Source organism: Amycolatopsis sp. NPDC005003 (assembly GCF_053600695.1).
In genome coordinates this window covers 167,426-183,665 of sequence record NZ_JBSGAI010000010.1, presented here as the reverse complement: position 1 = coordinate 183,665, position 16,240 = coordinate 167,426, and the positions used below count along the sequence as shown (strand labels likewise).

Below are 16,240 nucleotides of genomic sequence, written 5' to 3'. Positions count from 1 at the left end.
CTCGAGTGGTGGTTCAGCGGGCGGGCGGGGTGTAGAAGTCCCCTTCGGAGGTCCACTTGCCGTTCTTGACGACGACCCTCTGCACGTCACGCGTGCCCATGTGCCGGTCCGGGCCGAAGCTCATCACGGGAGCGACGCCGGGGTCGACATTCTTCGCCTGTTCGTAGGCCTTCGCCAGCGCGTCCGAGGTGACCGGCCCGTCGATGGTCTGCGCGATCTGGGCGAAGACCTTCGCCCCTGCCCAGCCCCAGAGGGCGATGAAGTCGGCAGGCTGGCCGGGTTCGTACTTCGCCATGGCGTCCCGGAACTCCTGCACGGCCGGGTCGGTGTCGTTGGGCGACTTGACCAGCTGCACGGCCCGGGCGCCCTCGGCGGCAGGGCCGGCCAGGGTGAGCGTGGACTGCGCGGCGACCGGCGCATAGCTGTAGGTCGGCGCGGCGAGCCCCTGCAGCTTGGCCTCCTTCATGAAGGCGGCGGCCTCGGGCGAGGCGAGGATCAGGACGACCGCGTCCGGGGCCTTCCCCTTCACCTGGCTGACGACCGGGCTGTAGTCGGTGGACTGGAACTTCACCGGCTGCAGGCCGACGTTCATCGCCGGGTCGGACTTCTTGGCGACGCTCTGGGCGGCCTGGGCGACCTTGACGAAGGCGGCCGGGTCGCTGTGCACGACGACGACGTTCTTGCGGCCGTCCTTGGCGACCCAGTCGCCGAGCGCGGCGGCCTGGTCCTCGTACAGGGTCTGGGTGCCGAAGAGGTTCGCGCGCGGTGGGTTGTACCAGGAGTCGAGGCCGCCGAGCTCGTTGAGGATCGGCACCTTCGACTGCTGGAGCACGAACGGGAACGCGGCTTCGGCCTGCGAAGTACCGTTGGCCGCGACGATGGCGGAGACCTTGTCCTGGCCGATCAGCTCGCGGGCGATCTGGACGGTCTGCTGCGGGTCGAACGCGTTGTCCTTGACGATCCAGTTCACCTTGCGGCCCTTGATGCCGCCGCGGTCGTTGATCATCTTGAAGTAGGCGTCCGCGCCGGCGCGCTGGGGGACGCCGGAGGCGCTCACCGCGCCGGAAAGGGGGTACCAGGCCCCGATCGTGATCTCCTTGTCGTTCGCTCCGGCCGAGTTCGCGCTCGCACAGGCGGTGGCGGCGAGAACCAGGGTCGCGGCGACGGCGGCAACTTTGACGGGCGTCGAGCGGAGGCGCATGACTGCTCCTAGCAACCTGAGTTCAGTTCAGTTTGACTGTAACCGGCGACCCCGGGGCGGACAAGGGACGCGGGCAACTATCCGAATGGGACGACGGCGGGAAACCCGTTCCCGGGTCCTCTGTGGACAACCAGCGCCGCCGGCGCCCAAGCACATCCGGTGCGTCAGACGCGACGAAGCCGCCTTGGGGCGCTTGCGGGGAAGGGTGCGGGGTTATTCGGTGACCATGCGGATGCAGCAGCCCTCGATGAGCTCCCGCACCTCGGTCAGCGGCGTCGACCCGGTCGGCCGGTACCACCGCCAGACGCTGATGATCATGCCCAGCAGGGCCAGCGCCAGCGTGTGCGCGTCCCGCACCGGGAACGCGCCCTGCGACATGCCCTGGGTGAGCAGCCGGGTCCAGTCGCGTTCGATGCTCTGCACCAGTTCGCGGGCCGCGCGGCGCTCGGTCTCCTCGCGTTTGGACGCCCGGGGGCCGGCCAGCAGCACCATGTTGTTCTGCAGGATCCGCATCTGGAGGATCTCGGCCTCGGACACCGCGAACGCGGCGCGCACCGCGGCCCGCAGCGCCGCCACCGGGTCGGTCTCGCCCTCGGTGGCCTCCAGGAACTGGTCGCGCGAGCGCTGCAGCTCCAGCCGCATGATGGTGAGCAGGCAGTGCGCCTTGGACTCGAAGTAGTGGTAAAGCGCGGTCTGGCCGATCCCGACGCGACCGGCCACGGCCGACCACTTGGTGGCCTCGTAGCCCGTCTCCCCGAAGTACTCGATCGCCGCGGCCAGGATGGCGCCGCGCTTGGACCGGGGTCCTTCGTCCGGTTCCACGAGCCTCGCGCCCGCCATGGCCTGTCCTCCCGTTCACGTCACCGTGCGAACCCCGAGCGTAGTCCTCACCTGAATTCATGTCACAACCGCCGCGCGAGGAAGGCCGAGACGCCGTCCCGGCCGGCCGGCGAGACCGCCGCCTCGCCGATGGCCAGGGCCTCGGCATCGAGGTGGCGGCCGAACGACTCGGCCGCGCCGGTGCGGACCAGCCGTTTGGTGACGCCGAACGGGGCTCCGGCCAGCCGCTGCGCCTGCGCGGCGGCGGCCTGTTCCGGGTCCGCGGCGACGCTCGTGACCAGCCCGGCGGCCAGCGCCTCCGCGGCGGTGAGGCGACGGTTGGTCAACAGCAGGTCGAGGGCCAGCCGGGGGCCGACCAGCCGGGGCAGCGTCCACGAGACACCCGCGTCGGGCGTGTAGCCGATCGCGGTGTAGGCCGCCGTGAAGGTGGCGTCTTCCGCCGCGACGACGAGGTCGGCGACGCCGAGCAGCCCGAGCCCCGCGCCCGCCACAGCGCCCCGCACGGCGGCGACCACCGGGACATCGAGCGCGGCGAAGGTGCGGAGGGCCTCGTGCAGGGCGCCGGTGACCCGGCCCAGGTGGGCCCGCAGGTCACCGGCCGCGGCGAACTCCCGCAGGTCACCGCCGACGCAGAAGGCCGGCCCGGCGGCCGTGAGCAGCACCGCCTGGGCGCGGTCGCAGCGGCGGGCCGCGTCCAGCAGGCCTTCCGCGGTCGCGAGGTCGATGGGGTTGCCCCGGCCGCGGGTAAGCCGGACGTGGGTCACACCGTGCTCGACGGCCACCGACACGCGCATCGCCTCGGCCGGGAGGCCATCCGCCGCTTCGCTCACGACCACCACCGGCCCCTCATCGCGCGGTCCAGCCGCCGTCGACCACCAGGACCTGGCCGGTGTAGTACGAGGACGCGTCCGAGGCCAGGAACAGCAGCGCCCCGTCGAGTTCTCCGGGGTCGCCGCCTCGGCCCAGCATCGTGTTGCGCTCCACCCAGCGGCGGGAGCGCTCGTCGGCGAACAGGTCGCCGGTCATCTCCGAGCGGAACCAGCCGGGCGCCAGCGCGTTCACCCGGATCCCGGCGGCACCCCACTGGCCCGCCAGTTCCCGGGTCAGCCCGATCAGCCCGGCTTTCGACGCCGCGTAACTCGCCCCGCCCAGCGGCGCCGTCGAAACCAGCCCGAGGATCGACGCGACGTTGACGATGCTGCCGCCACCGGCCCCCTCCGCCATCAGCCGGGACAGGTGGAACGGCGCCACCAGGTTCACCGCCAGGACGTCCGCGAAGTCCGCGGCGCTCTCCTTCGCAGCCTGCTGCTCCCCCGGCACGCCCGCGTTGTTGACCAGGATGTCGATCCGGCCCGCCGTCTCGACCAGCCGCTCGCGGTCCGCCGGCACCGAAACATCGCAGGTCACCGGCCGGATGTCCGGGCCGAGCGCGGCGAGCCGGCCGGTCCGGCGCGCGGCCGCGAACACCGTCGCCCCCGCCGAAGCCAGCACCGTCGCGAACCGGGCGCCCAGGCCCGAAGACGCTCCGGTCACCACCGCCGTCTTCCCGGCCAGGGAGAACATCACGCGTCCACGGCGATCGGGAGGGCGGTCGCGCCGCCGTCCAGGACCAGGGCCTGCCCGGTCATCCACGACGACGCCTCGCTCGCGAGGAACAGCGCCGCGTTGGCGACGTCCTCGGTGGTGCCGAGCCGGCGCAGCGGCAGCTTGGCGGTGAGGACGGGCTCGCGCGCTTCCCACACCGCCCGCGCCAGCTCGGTCTTGATCACGCCGGGGGCGATCGCGTTGACCCGGACCTTCGGGCCGAGTTCGTAGGCGAGCTGGCGGGTCATCAGCAGCATGGCGGCCTTCGTGGCGTTGTAGTAGCCGATCTGCGGGTCGACGATCAGCCCGCCCACCGACGCGATGTTGACGATCGTGCCGCCGTGCTCGCTCATCCACGCGTGCCAGGCCGCGCGGCTCCAGGCGATCATGCCGTACTGGTTGACGCGCACGGTCTTTTCCGCGCGCGGCAGGTCCAGCTCCAGCAGGTCGCCCATGTACGGGTTGGTCGCCGCGTTGTTCACGAGGATGTCGACCCGGCCGAAGTGGACCATCGTGTCGGCGACGCAGCGTTGCGCCTGCTCCGGTTCGCCGGCGTTGGCCACGACGTCCAGGACGTCGCCGGCGCCTTCCCCCCGGAGCAGCTCGGCACGGGCGTCCCGGAGCCCTTCGGCCTTGCGGGCCGCGATGACGATGTGCGCGCCGGCGGCGCGGAACGCGCGGGCGATGCCGAGCCCGATGCCGCGCGAGCCGCCGGTGATCACGGCGACCTGTCCGTCGAGAACCTTCATGGCGTCTTCTCCTTGTACCGGGCCAGTTCCTGCCGGGCGACCGTGCGCAGGTGGACCTCGTCGGGGCCGTCGGCGATCTTCAGCGCCCGGGTGATCGAGAACAGCCGGGCCAGCACGGTGTCGTCGCTGACCCCGGCCGCGCCGTGCGCCTGCACCGCGCGGTCGACGACGCGGTGGGCGACGTCGAGGGCGGCGACCTTGATCGCGGCGACCTCCAGCCGGGCGGCCGCGTTGCCGACGGTGTCCATCAGCCACGCCGACTTGAGCACCAGCAGCCGCAGCTGCTCGATCTCGATCCGGCTGCGCGCGATCCACTCCCGCACGACGCCCTGGTCGGCGAGCGGCCCGCCGAACGCGACGCGCGAAAGCGTCCGCTCGCACATCAGCCGCAACGCGCGTTCGGCGAACCCGACCGCGCGCATCGCGTAGTGCATGCGGCCGGGGCCGAGCCGGCCCTGGGCGAGCGCGAAGCCCTCGCCTTCGCCGCCGAGCAGGTTCGATGCGGGCACGCGGACGTTCTCGAACAACACTTCGCCGTGGCCGAGCCGGTCGGTGTAGCCGAACATCGGCAGGTCGCGCAGCACGGTGACGCCGGGGGTGTCCCGCGGGATCAGGATCATGCTCTGCTGCCGGTAGGCCGGCGCCGAAGGATCGCTGACGCCCATCAGGATGATGAGCTCGCAGTCGGGGTCGAGGATGCCGGAGGTGTACCACTTGCGGCCGTCGACGACGTAGTGGCCGCCGTCGCGGGTGATGCGGGTGCGGATGTTGCGGGCGTCGGAGCTGGCGACGTCGGGTTCGGTCATCGCGAAGCACGACCGGATCCGGGCCTCCAGCAGCGGTTTCAGCCACCGTTCCTGCTGCTCGGCGGTGCCGAACAGGGACAGCAGCTCCATGTTGCCGGTGTCCGGGGCGGAGCAGTTGAAGACCTCGTTGCCGATGATCGACCGGCCCATCAGCTCGGCCAGCGGGGCGTACTCGAGGTTCGTCAGCCCGGCGCCCCGGCCGCCGTGGGTGAGGAACAGGTTCCACAGCCCCTCGGCGCGGGCCTTCTCCTTGAGCTCGACCATGACCGGCGGCAGCGCGTGCGGGTCGGCGGCCTCGGCGAGCTGCCGGTCGTACACCGGCTCGGCCGGGAGGACGTGCGTGTCCATGAAGGACCTGACACGATCCTGCAGTTCGGTGGCGCGGGCCGAAAACGCGAAATCCATGCTCAGCTCCTCAGAATGTCCGCGGCGGAGGAGATCATCGCGGCGATGGTCGGGGGCAGCCGCTCCTGATCCGGGTCGTGGTGCTTGCCCTCGCGGTGCCGGCGCAGGTTGTGGCCCATGATCGCGGCCATCTTCATCCGCCCGAGCGCGCGGAACCACGCCATGTCCGGCAACGGTTCGCCGTAGCCTTCGAGGAGTTCCGCTTCGGCCGGCAGGCCGGGCACCGGCGTGCCCAGCGCCGGGAAGTTGCGGTGGTCGGCGAACAGCAGGAACCAGCCGAGGTCGGTGCGTGGGTCGCCGGTGCTCCAGATCTCCCAGTCGACGACGGCGGTGGCCCGCAGCCCGTCGAACAGGACGTTCCCGAGCCGGAAGTCCCCGTGCACCAGCACCGGCGGCAGGTCGGCGGGCACGTCTTCGGCGAGCAGCCGCAGCAGCTCCTCCGCGCCCGGCCGGAGTTCCGCCGGGACCGCGTGCATCGTGCGGCTCCACCGCTCCAGCTCCCCGGCGGCGGTGCCGGGTGGCTCGCCGGGCACCGGCCCGGTGTCGTGGAGGAGCCGCAGCAGCCGGGCCGCCTCGAGCATCCGCGTGCGGCACAGTTCCGGAGCCAGGGTGTGCTCGTCGAGGACGGGTTCGATCGCCTCGCCGACGGCGAACTCCATGGCGAACCACGTCTCGTCGGTCGTGATCACCCGCGGCACCGGCACGGCCGAACCTTCGAGCGCGCGCAGCACCCGTGCCTGCCGGAGCACGTCGTTGCGGCCCACCGCTTTCTGCCCGGGCGGCACGGCCTTGACGACGTACTTGCCGTCGACCGTGTAGGTCAGCCCCGAGTGCCCGCCCGGCAGGACCTCCAGCTCGCCGCCGAGGCGTTCGCGGACCTGGTCGGCGAGGCTCATCGCGACGGCTCCTTCGGCAGGCCGAGCACGCGCTCGGCGAGGATGGTCCGCTGGATCTCGTCGGAGCCGCCGGCGATGCTGTAGCCGGGGGCGCCGAGCAGGTGCTCGGTCCAGGCGAACGTGCCCCACTCCCCCGTGTCGGCCACCAGCCGCGGCCCGAGCAGCTGGACCACCAGGTCGCTGGTCCGCCGCATGGTCTCGGTCGCGTACAGCTTCCCGACCGACGCTTCCGCGCCCGGCTCCCGCCCGGCCGCCAGTGCCGCGGTGACCCGCAGGCCGATGAGCCGCTGGACGAGCGTCCGCACGTACAGGTCGGCCGTCTGCTGCCGCTCGACGTCGGACAAGGCACGGTGCCGGGCCAGCTCGATCGCGCGGTCCGCGTTGTCGAGGCCGAGCGACCCGGAGTCCAGGCGTTCGGCGGCCAGGACGCTGAGCGTGACCTTCCAGCCCTGGCCGACCGGGCCGAGCCGGTCGGTGTCGGGCACCACCACGCCGTCGAGGTACACCTCGTTGAAGCTCGCCCCGCCGGTCATCTGCCGGATCGGGCGCACGGTCACGCCCGGGGCGTCCATCCGCACCAGGAACACCGTGATCCCGGCGTGCTTGGGCGCCTCGGGATCGGTGCGGCACACCGCGACGCCCCAGGTGGCGACCCGGGCGCCGGACGTCCACACCTTGTGCCCGTCGAGCACCCATTCGTCGCCGCGGCGGACCGCGCGCGTGCGGACGGCGGCGAGGTCGGAGCCGGCTTCGGTCTCGGAGAACAGCTGGCAGGCCAGCTCGTCGGTGCGCAGCATCGGCCGCAGCCAGCGCTGTTTCTGCTCGCCGGTGCCCCAGATCTCGATCGCCGGGGCGACCAGGTGCTGGGTGACGGGGAAGAGCTCGCTGCGACGCGGGACGTCGAACGCGGCTTCCTCGGTCCGGTAGAGCTGCTCGTAGAAGGCGGGCAGCCCACGCCCTCCCGAAGAAGGTGCGCGACTGAGCGCGCCCCAGCCCGCGTCGAAGCGGGTGCGCTCCCACTCCTGGCCGCGGGCGGTGTGCGAACGCTCCTCTTCCTCGGTCCAGTTGTCGAAGACGGCGACCGAGTCGTCGCCGGTGCCCCAGGCGGCCTCGGTGCGCGGCCGCGCCACGGTGGACAGCCAGTCCCGGACCTGGGCGCGGAACTCCGCCGGGCCGGTCATCGGGCGAGCACCGTGCACGCGCTGACCCCGGGCGCGCCGTAGACGTGGGTGAACCCGGTCCGGGGTTCGCCGGGCACCTGTCGGGCGCCCGCCCGGCCGCGCAGCTGCTGGACGACCTCGTAGACCTGCCGCAGCCCGGACGCGCCGATCGGCTCGCCGTTGGCGAGGCAGCCGCCGTCGGTGTTGACCGGCAGCGTCCCGCCGATCCCGGTGGCCCCGGAAGCGATCAGCTTCTCCTGCTCGCCGTCCTCGCAGAAGCCGCATTCGGCCAGGTGCATCACCTCGGCGCCGCTTTCGGTGTCCTGCAGCTGCGCGACGTCCACATCGGACGGTCCGACGCCGGCCGCTTCGAACGCCGCCGCGGCCGCGTCCCGGCTGACGCTGGTCGGCTCGCCCGCCTCCAGCACGGGGCTGAACACCTCGAACGAGCCACGGCGGCGCGTCCGCACGACCGCCGAGCGCAGCGTGACGGCGTCGCGGGTGGGAACCGAAGGAGAGCACAGGACCAGTGCCGCCGCGCCCTCCCCCGGAGAACAGAACATGAAGCGGGTCAGCGGGTCGTTGACCATGCCGGAGGCGAGGATCTCGTCGGCGCCGATCTCCTTGCGGCGCCAGGCTTCCGGTGTCAGGCTGCCGTTGCGGTACGCCTTTTCCGCAACCAGGGCCAGCGTCCGCGGCGTGATGCCGAAGTCGTGGGCGTACCGCTGGATCTTCATGCCGAAGAACTGGGTGGTCACCATCAGGCCGTCGCGGCCGTAGGCGTCGTCGAGGCCCCAGTCCGCGGGACGCGGGTCGAACGCGCCCCGCGGGTGCTTGTCGAAGCCGACGACGAGGACCACGTCGGCCATCCCGCCGCGGATCGCGTTGACCGCGGAGACGAGCGCGCTGCCGCCGGTCGCGCAGCCGTTCTTGACGTTGACGAACGGCAGGCCGGTCAGCCCGAGGTCGGCGACCAGCGTGTCGGCCAGGCCGGCGGCGTCGCTGCCGCCGAACGCGGCCCCGACCCGGGACCACGGGATCCCGGCGTCGGCCAGCGCCGCCGTCGCCGCTTCGACGGCGTGGTCGCGCCCGGACCGCTCGGAGCGGCCGAACGCGGTGCGGGCGGCCCCGCAGATCAGGACATCGTCGGTCACGAACCCTCCTCGACCGGCTTCGCGTGCGGCACCCCGGTCGTTTCCTCGACGCGGAACCGCATTCCGATGTGGACACCCGCCGGGTCGGGGACGTCGAGCACGGCGGCCACGCGCGGGCCGCCGTCCAGCTCGACGTACCCGAGCGCGAACGGCCGGAAGCCCCCGGCAGGCGGGACGAACGGGGGCGACTTCGGTGCGAATCGCTGAACCGTCCACGTCCACAACGTGCCCTCGGCGGGCAGGGTCACCCCCAGTCCGGCCACACTCGTCATCGCTCAGCGCCCCGTCCACTTGGGTTCACGCTTCTCCAGGAACGCCGCGACACCTTCCGCCGCGTCGTCCGAGTTCAGCGTCACGCCCACCGCGAGGTGCTCCATGACCATCAGCGACTGCGTGTCGGCGTCGAGGCTGCGGTCGATGGTCATCTTGGTGATGCGCATCTGGAACGGGCTCTTGTCGGTGAGGTGGCTGATGAACTCGTCCACCGTCTCGTCCAGCTTGTCGGCCGGCGCGGACTTGTTGATCAGGTCGAAGTCGGCCGCCTCGACGCCGGAGAGCAGCTTGCCGGTGAGCATCAGCTCCTTCGTCTTGCGGATGCCGATCATCCGCGGCACCCGGTAGATCGGGCCCGCCCCGCCGAACAGCCCGCGGCGCATGTGGAAGTCGCCGATCTTGGCGTCGTCCGAGGCGATCGCGAAGTCGCAGGAGATCATCAGCTCGAAGCCGCCCGCGGTGACGTAACCCTCGAGGACCGCGACCGACGGCGTGTTCATCGAGTACAGGCGGTCGCAGATCTTCGCGGAGATGACGGCCACCTCCATCGCCGTCGAGCTGCCGATGTACTCGGCCTGCAGGCTGTCGAGGTCGAAGCCGGAGCAGAACGTGCCGCCGCGGCCGCGCAGGACCAGCACCCTCAGGTCCGGGTCCTTGTCGACCTCGGTGATGATCTCGTCGAGCCGCTCCAGGATCGGCACGGTGACGCAGTTCTTCTTCCAGGGCCGGTTCAGCCACACCCGGGCCACGTGCCCGTCGCGCTCGAACTGGATCTCGTCTTCCACGGCCATCTCGTTCTCCTAACTGAACTGACTTCAGTTTGATTGAATAGGTCGGACGCCGCCGCTGTCAACCGGCGTCCGGGTGGCTAAAGTCGCAATGCGACGGCGATTCGGGCGCGGTGGTCCTGCGGGGTGCCGAAGAGGACCTCGTCCGCCCGGGCGCGCCGGACGTACCGGTGGGCCGGGTGTTCCCAGGTGAAGCCCGTTCCCCCGTGCAGCTGGACGTATTCCGCGACGGCCAGCCGGTACGCGCCGGTGCACACGGTCGCCGCTGCCGCGGCCGCCACCGGCAGCTCCGGAGCATCCGTGGCGACGCAGGCGATGGCGTACGCCGCGGCCGAGCGCGCGGCCTCGTACTCCACCAGGAGCGCCGCGAGCCGGTGCTTGACGGCCTGGAACGACCCGATCGGCCGCCCGAACTGCCGTCGTTGCCGCACATAGGACACCGTGGCGTCGAGGGCGTGCCCGATGCCGCCGAGCTGTTCGGCCGCCAGCGCCGCCCGGCCGATGTCGTGCACCCGCGGCACGACGTCCGCGGACCCGATCGGCGTGGCCGGGGTGTCGCGGAACTCGAGCCGCGCCTGCGAGCGGGTTTCGTCGAGCACCCGCAACGGAGTTCCGGACCCGGCCTCGCACGCGAACAGCCGGTCGCCCGCCCGCACGAGGACCAGGTCCGCGTCCGCGCCGTCGAGGACGAAGTCCGCCGTGCCCGACAGCGTTCCGTCGCGGGCCTGGACGTCGCCCTCGAAGGCGACAGAAGCTCTCAGGGTGCCGTCGGCAATGCGCGGCAGATAGTGCTCATCACCGCAGAGCAGCAGGGTGTGGGCGGCCAGGACGACGGTCGGCAGCAGCGGGCCGGCGCACAACGCGCGGCCCGCTTCCTCCAGCACCACCGCCAGTTCCGCGAACGAGTACCCGGCCCCGCCGTGCTCCTCGGGGATCGCCAGGCCCTGGACGCCCAGCTCGGCGGCCATCCGCTTCCAGTCTCCCCCGTGGGTGGCGAAGAAGTCCCTTGTCACGCTCCGGAGTTCGCGCTGTTCCGGAGTCTCGGTGAGCAGGGCCGGATCGATCGGCATCACGCCTCCAACGTCGTCACGTCACGCACGCCCAGCGCCACCGCGTGCTCACCGCCGAAGTAGGCGGACTCGGCCCGCGTGGCGAACGCGGGGTCGGCCGCCGCCCCCTGCGCGGCCACCACGCCTTCGTGCAGCACCACCACGTCGTGACAGGTCGCCATGGCCCGGCTGAGCAGCTGTTCCAGCAGGACGACGGTCAGGCCGCCCGCCGCCAGCTCGCCCAGCCGGCCGTACACCTCGTCGACCAGCGCCGGGGCGAGCCCGAGGGCCGGCTCGTCGACGATCAGGACGTCCGGTCCGGCCATCAGGGCGCGGGCGATGGCGAGCATCTGCTGCTCGCCGCCGCTCAGCCCGGCGGCCGGCACCGACAGGCGATCACGCAGCCGCGGTGGCAGCCACTCCGCCGTCTCGTCCAGCCTCGCGCGCAGAGCGGCCCCCTTGAGCCCCACGGAGTACGCGGCGACTTCGAGGTTTTCCCGCAGGGACAGCGTCTTGAACAGCGCCCGGCCTTCCGGGACCAGGCTCGTGCGCACGGTCCGGACGCCGGTGTCGCTCGCCTCGCGCGTCCCGGCCGACGGCCGCAGCGAGCCGTGCAGGACGCGCCCGAGAGTGCTCTTCCCCGCGCCGTTCGCGCCGACCACACCGAGGACGCTGCCCTCGTGGACGTCCAGGTCGATGCCCCGCAGCGCGGCGACCCCGCCGTAGTGGTGCTCGACACCGGTCAGCCGGAGCACCACCGGGCTGTCCCCGGCCCGCGCGGGCAGCGCGGCGCGGGTGGTCGTCGTGCCGAGGTAGGACGCCTGCACAGCGCTGTCGCGCAGGACCTCGTCCGGCGCTCCTTCGCCGACGGGCTTGCCGAAGTCGAAGGCGACGACCCGGTCGGCCACGGCGAACAGGTCGTCCAGCACGTGGTCGATGACCAGCACGGCGGCACCGCCGTCGCGCAGGCGCTCGATCTGCCGGGCCGCGGTCGCGCGCTCGTCGGCGTCGAGACCGCCGAAGGGCTCGTCCAGCACGAGCAGCGCGGGTTCCTCGGCCATCGCCCGGGCGAGGTCGAGGCGCTTCTGCAGCCCGAACGGCAGCTCGGCCGGGTACCGGTCGGCGACGTCGCCCAGGCCGACGCGGGCGAGCAGCTCGCCGGCGACCCGCCGGTGCCGGGGCGTGATCCGGCGGTGCGTGCACAGGACGTTCTCCGCGACGGTGAGCTCGCCGAACGTCTCCGCGTGCTGGAAGGTGCGGCCGATCCCGAGCCGCCGCCGGGCGGTGGCTCGGGTTTTGAGCAGCTCTTTTCCTTCGTAGCCGGCGTTCCCGTCGACTCGGCCACCGCCGATCAGTCCGGAAAGGACGTTCATCAGCGTGGTCTTGCCGGCGCCGTTCGGGCCGATGACGGCCAGGACCTCGCCCCGGCGGACCGAGAGCGACGCCCCTTCCAGTGCCTTCAGCCCGCCGAAGCGCACGGACACGTCCGTCAAGGTCAGCAACGGCGGTCCGGCGGGCACGCGGCGCACGACGTCGGCTTCCGGCACGGTCACCGGGCCGGGCCGCGCCGGCCGGACGAACCTCCGGGCGAGCTTGCCGAGCGACGGCACCACCCCGCTCGGCAGGAAGATGAGCGCGGCGATCAGCACCAGGCCCTGCACCACCGGCTGGGGCAGCCCGACGGACGAGGCCAGCGTGGGCGACCAGGCGAGGTAGCCGCCGCCGACCACGGCGCCGAGCACGCTGCCGACCCCGCCGAGCACGCAGGACGCGATGAGCGAGATGCCCAGGTTGAGCGAAAACGGGTCGGGGCTGACGAACCCGCTCAGCAGGCCCAGCAGCACCCCGGCGAACCCGGTGAACGCCGCGCTCACCGCGAAGGCGAGGGCCGACTGCGCCTCGGGCGCGATCCCGATCGACTGGGCGACCAGCGGGTGCGACTTCGCGGCCACCAGGCGCATCCGCAGCGCGGACCCCTTGGCCAGCACGGCGACCGCCAGGCACACCCCGGCGGCGGCCACGGCCAGGGTCTGCGCTTCCGCGCCGCCACTGGGCAGCACGCCGGCGAGGGTGTCCAGCTGCGACACCGGGACGCCCTGGTCGCCGCCGGTGACGTCGGTCCAGCGGTTGATCACCTCCAGGGACACCAGGCTGAACGCCAACGTGAGCAAGGCGATGTAGAGCGTCGAGAACCGGGCGCCGGCGTAGCCGAGGAAGCCGCCGAGCAGCGCGCTCGCCGCGAGTGTGCCGATGACGACGGTCTCCAGGGACCAGCCGTGGCTGCTGCCGTAGGCGGCGAAGTACGCGCCGAGCGCGAAGAAGGCCGGATGCCCGACCGACCAGACGCCGGACCACCCGGCCAGCAGGCCGACCGAGAGCACGACGATCGTGTAGACGGCGGCCAGTGCGACCGAATACGCCTGGTACGGCGGCACCACGCCGGAGTTCAGCACCGCGATCAGCGCGACCGCGGCGAGGGGCCCGAGCAGGGCTCGCGCCGCCCGGGAGCCGAGGAAGGTCATGGCGTACCTCAAACCCGTTGGAAGGTGCGCGTGCCGAACAGGCCCTGGGGCCGGATCAGCAGCACGAGGACGGTGAACGTGAAGACGAAGGTGTCCCGGAAGCTCGCCGAGACGTAGCTCGCGCCGAGGTTCTCCAGCACCCCGACGACCAGCCCGCCGACGACCGCGCCGTACATGCTGTTCAGCCCGCCGAGGAAGATCCCGGCGAAGGCGCGGAACAGCGGGGCGGACAGCACGGTGGGCGCCAGGCCGACCTTCGGCGCGTACAGGCACGCGGCGAGCGCGCCGAGCCCGAGCCCGAGTGCCCACGCCAGCCGCGCGATCCGCTGCGCGCTGATCCCGACGACCTGCGCGGTGTCGGCGGATTCGGCGACCGCGCGCATCGCCGAGCCGGTGGTGGTCCGGCCGAACAGGAAGGCGACCAGTCCCATCGCCGCCCCGGCGACCGCGATGGTCAGCAGGCTCTGGGCGGGGATGGCGAGGCCGCCCGCGCGGACCGTGCCGTCGACGATGCTGGGGAACGACTTGGGCTGGGTGCCCCAGATCGAGCCGATCACGCTCTCGGCGATGAGCGCGACCCCCATCGTCACCACGAGCGCGGCGAACAGCCGGCCCTGGCCGAGCGGCCGGATCACCACCTCGCGGACCAGCAGGCCGGCGACGACGGTCACCACCACCGCGCCGAGCACGCCGACGAGCACCGCGGCGCCGTTGTCGTGGAACGTGATCGCGGCGTACAGACCGAGCGTGGCGAGGCTGGCCAGCGCGAAGTTCACGACGTCCGTCGCCCGGTAGACGATGACCAGGCCGAGGCCCATCAGGCCGTAGATCGCGCCACTGGCGATCCCGCTGACGAGCACGAGCAGGAATTGATCCACGTCTGCCTCTCCCTTGAGGACGAAGTGAACTCAGTTCAGGTGACGGTAGCCGCCCGGTCGGGCGCTGGCAACCCCGTCAGGCGGTGAAGCGGCCCCCGTTGGCCAGCACCACCGCGCCGGCCAGGTTGGCCGCCCCTTCGCCGGCCAGGAACAGCGCCACCTCGGCGATCTGCTCCGGCGTCGCGTACGCACCTGCGCCGGACTCGGCGAACGCCCGGCGGAGCGTGTCCGGCGTCCGCGCGGCCATGCCGGTCTCGGTCGGCCCCGGCGCCACCACGTTGACCCGGACGCCGAACGGGACCACCTCCTTCGCCACCGCCTGCGCCAGGGCGTGCACCCCGGCCTTCGACGCGGAGTAGTGCGGGTAGCCGGCCGGCGCGTCGAAGGCGGACGACGACCCGACGACGACCACCGAGCCGGCCCGCCGCGGCACCATCACCCGGACCGCGGCCCGCAGGACGTGGAACGTCCCGTCGAGGTTCACGCTCATGACGCGCCGCCACGACCGGACGTCCAGGCCGGCCGTGACCTCCGGCGGCCGCCCGGCCTCCCACGCGTCCGCGATCCACTGCTTCACCTGGGGATCGTCGACGCCGGCCGCGTGCACGACGACGTCGAGCCCGCCGAAGTCGCGTTCGATCCCGGCCACCAGCCAGTCGACCCGGTCCGGATCGGCGACGTCCACCTCGGCCGCCCGCGCGTTCGGCAGCGGCGCGGCGACCCGCTCCACGGCCGCGGCGTCGAGGTCGGCGAGGACCAGGTGCCGCGCACCGGCCAGTTTCCGGGCGACCGCGGCCCCGATGCCCGACCCCGCGCCCGTCACCAGTGCCACTTTGCCGGCCCGGCCCTCTTCCTGAACTGAGTTCATTTTTGTATCGTCGGTGGTGTGAGTGCGTCGCGCAAGACCCCCGCCCTCCGGCTCACCGCGTGGGGCCGGCCGCCGTCACCCGCCGACGTCGACGTGCCCGATCCGGTGGGCACCGAGGTGCTCGTGCGCGTCGAGGCGGCCGGGATCTGCCATTCCGACCTGCACGTCCTCGACGCGGCACCCGGTGCGTTCCCCTACCGGCTGCCGTTCACCCTCGGCCACGAGATCGCCGGCCACGTCGTGACCCCGGGGCCCGAAGCCGCCGGCGTCGCCGCCGGGGACCGGGTCGCCGTGCACGGCCCGTGGGGCTGCGGCGAATGCCGCCGGTGCGCGGCCGGCGAGGACAACTACTGCCACCGGCGCGCCGAGCTTGGCTTCTCCGGCGCGGGTCTCGGCCGCGACGGCGGCATGGCCGGCCACGTGCTCGTCCCGCACCCCCGGCACCTGGTCGCGATCGGCGATCTCGCCGCCACGCAGGCGGCTCCGCTCACCGACGCCGGGCTCACGCCGTACCACGCGGTGGCCGGGTTGACGCTGAACGAAGGCGCGGCGGCCGTGGTGATCGGCGTCGGCGGGCTGGGGCACGTCGCGATCCAGCTCCTGCGGGCCCGCACCGCGGCCCGGGTGTTCGCGGTCGACGTTCGCGAAGAGGCACTGGACCTCGCCCACCGGTCCGGCGCGCACCGGACGCTGCTCGTCAAGGCGGACACCGCGGCCGTCCTCCGGCGCGAGACCGGTGGCGCCGACGCGGTGCTCGACTTCGTCGGCAGCGACCCGACGCTGGCCCTCGGGGCGGCCGTCCTGCAGCCGGGCGGCGACCTGGTGATCGTCGGCAGCGGCGGCGGGCGGCTCACGGTCGCCAAGCCGGGCCCGCTGCCGCAGGGCGCGTCGGTGTCGCTCCCGTTCTGGGGCAGCGCCCGGGAGCTGCGGGAGGTGATCGCCCTGGCGAGGGCGGGTCACCTGCACGTGGAGACCGAGCAGTTCCCCCTGACGGCGGCGGCGGAAGCGTTCCGGCGCCTGCGGGACGGGCGGGTCCGGGGCCGGGCGGTGCTCCTGCCCGGCTGACC

16 protein-coding genes are annotated in these 16,240 nt (G+C 72.8%); 1 reads left to right on the top strand and 15 read right to left on the bottom strand.

Annotated features, from left to right (window positions below; translation table 11 throughout):
* Positions 1-13: 13 nt before the first annotated feature.
* The 15 genes from ACWED2_RS14680 to ACWED2_RS14610 form a co-directional block, all read right to left on the bottom strand.
* Entirely contained in the window at positions 14-1,201 is a 1,188-nt protein-coding gene (locus ACWED2_RS14680) for an ABC transporter substrate-binding protein (protein WP_449690973.1), read from the bottom strand.
* 213 nt (positions 1,202-1,414) lie between these two features.
* The gene (locus tag ACWED2_RS14675; RefSeq protein ID WP_449690972.1) at positions 1,415-2,041 is read right to left on the bottom strand and encodes a TetR/AcrR family transcriptional regulator; all 627 of its coding nucleotides are present in this window, start codon (positions 2,039-2,041) and stop codon (positions 1,415-1,417) included.
* 62 nt (positions 2,042-2,103) lie between these two features.
* Positions 2,104-2,871 (bottom strand): enoyl-CoA hydratase/isomerase family protein, encoded by a 768-nt coding sequence (locus ACWED2_RS14670; RefSeq protein WP_449690971.1) that lies wholly within the window; start codon positions 2,869-2,871, stop codon positions 2,104-2,106.
* Between the two features lie 16 nt (positions 2,872-2,887).
* Positions 2,888-3,604: an SDR family NAD(P)-dependent oxidoreductase gene (locus tag ACWED2_RS14665; RefSeq protein WP_449690970.1), complete on the bottom strand. Its 717-nt coding sequence runs from the start codon at positions 3,602-3,604 to the stop codon at positions 2,888-2,890.
* Complete coding sequence (locus ACWED2_RS14660; RefSeq protein WP_449690969.1) at positions 3,604-4,374, bottom strand: SDR family oxidoreductase; 771 nt, start codon at positions 4,372-4,374, stop codon at positions 3,604-3,606. Before ACWED2_RS14660 ends, ACWED2_RS14665 begins: the two co-directional genes overlap by 1 nt.
* Positions 4,371-5,585 (bottom strand): acyl-CoA dehydrogenase family protein, encoded by a 1,215-nt coding sequence (locus ACWED2_RS14655; protein WP_449690968.1) that lies wholly within the window; start codon positions 5,583-5,585, stop codon positions 4,371-4,373. The genes ACWED2_RS14660 and ACWED2_RS14655 overlap by 4 nt, the downstream gene beginning before the upstream one ends.
* A 2-nt stretch (positions 5,586-5,587) precedes the next feature.
* Positions 5,588-6,481 (bottom strand): phosphotransferase family protein, encoded by an 894-nt coding sequence (locus tag ACWED2_RS14650; RefSeq protein WP_449690967.1) that lies wholly within the window; start codon positions 6,479-6,481, stop codon positions 5,588-5,590.
* Positions 6,478-7,662, bottom strand: a complete 1,185-nt coding sequence (locus ACWED2_RS14645; protein WP_449690966.1) for an acyl-CoA dehydrogenase family protein — start codon at positions 7,660-7,662, stop codon at positions 6,478-6,480. Before ACWED2_RS14645 ends, ACWED2_RS14650 begins: the two co-directional genes overlap by 4 nt.
* Positions 7,659-8,795 (bottom strand): thiolase family protein, encoded by a 1,137-nt coding sequence (locus tag ACWED2_RS14640; protein WP_449690965.1) that lies wholly within the window; start codon positions 8,793-8,795, stop codon positions 7,659-7,661. Before ACWED2_RS14640 ends, ACWED2_RS14645 begins: the two co-directional genes overlap by 4 nt.
* Entirely contained in the window at positions 8,792-9,067 is a 276-nt protein-coding gene (locus tag ACWED2_RS14635) for a Zn-ribbon domain-containing OB-fold protein (RefSeq protein WP_449690964.1), read from the bottom strand. The genes ACWED2_RS14640 and ACWED2_RS14635 overlap by 4 nt, the downstream gene beginning before the upstream one ends.
* 3 nt (positions 9,068-9,070) lie before the next feature.
* Positions 9,071-9,859: an enoyl-CoA hydratase/isomerase family protein gene (locus tag ACWED2_RS14630; protein ID WP_449690963.1), complete on the bottom strand. Its 789-nt coding sequence runs from the start codon at positions 9,857-9,859 to the stop codon at positions 9,071-9,073.
* 77 nt (positions 9,860-9,936) lie between these two features.
* Positions 9,937-10,926, bottom strand: coding sequence for an acyl-CoA dehydrogenase family protein (locus ACWED2_RS14625; RefSeq protein WP_449690962.1), 990 nt, complete (start codon positions 10,924-10,926; stop codon positions 9,937-9,939).
* A complete protein-coding gene (locus ACWED2_RS14620; RefSeq protein WP_449690961.1) occupies positions 10,926-13,427 on the bottom strand; it encodes a branched-chain amino acid ABC transporter ATP-binding protein/permease in 2,502 nt (833 codons plus the stop codon). The genes ACWED2_RS14625 and ACWED2_RS14620 overlap by 1 nt, the downstream gene beginning before the upstream one ends.
* Before the next feature lie 8 nt (positions 13,428-13,435).
* Entirely contained in the window at positions 13,436-14,305 is an 870-nt protein-coding gene (locus tag ACWED2_RS14615) for a branched-chain amino acid ABC transporter permease (RefSeq protein WP_449690960.1), read from the bottom strand.
* A 76-nt stretch (positions 14,306-14,381) separates the two neighbouring features.
* Entirely contained in the window at positions 14,382-15,173 is a 792-nt protein-coding gene (locus ACWED2_RS14610) for an SDR family NAD(P)-dependent oxidoreductase (RefSeq protein ID WP_449690959.1), read from the bottom strand.
* A gap of 6 nt (positions 15,174-15,179) precedes the next feature.
* On the opposite strand from ACWED2_RS14610, the gene ACWED2_RS14605 reads away from it, so the two are divergent.
* On the top strand, positions 15,180-16,238 hold the full coding sequence (locus ACWED2_RS14605; RefSeq protein WP_449691019.1) for an NAD(P)-dependent alcohol dehydrogenase: 1,059 nt from the start codon (positions 15,180-15,182) through the stop codon (positions 16,236-16,238).
* The last annotated feature ends 2 nt before the right edge of the window (positions 16,239-16,240 follow it).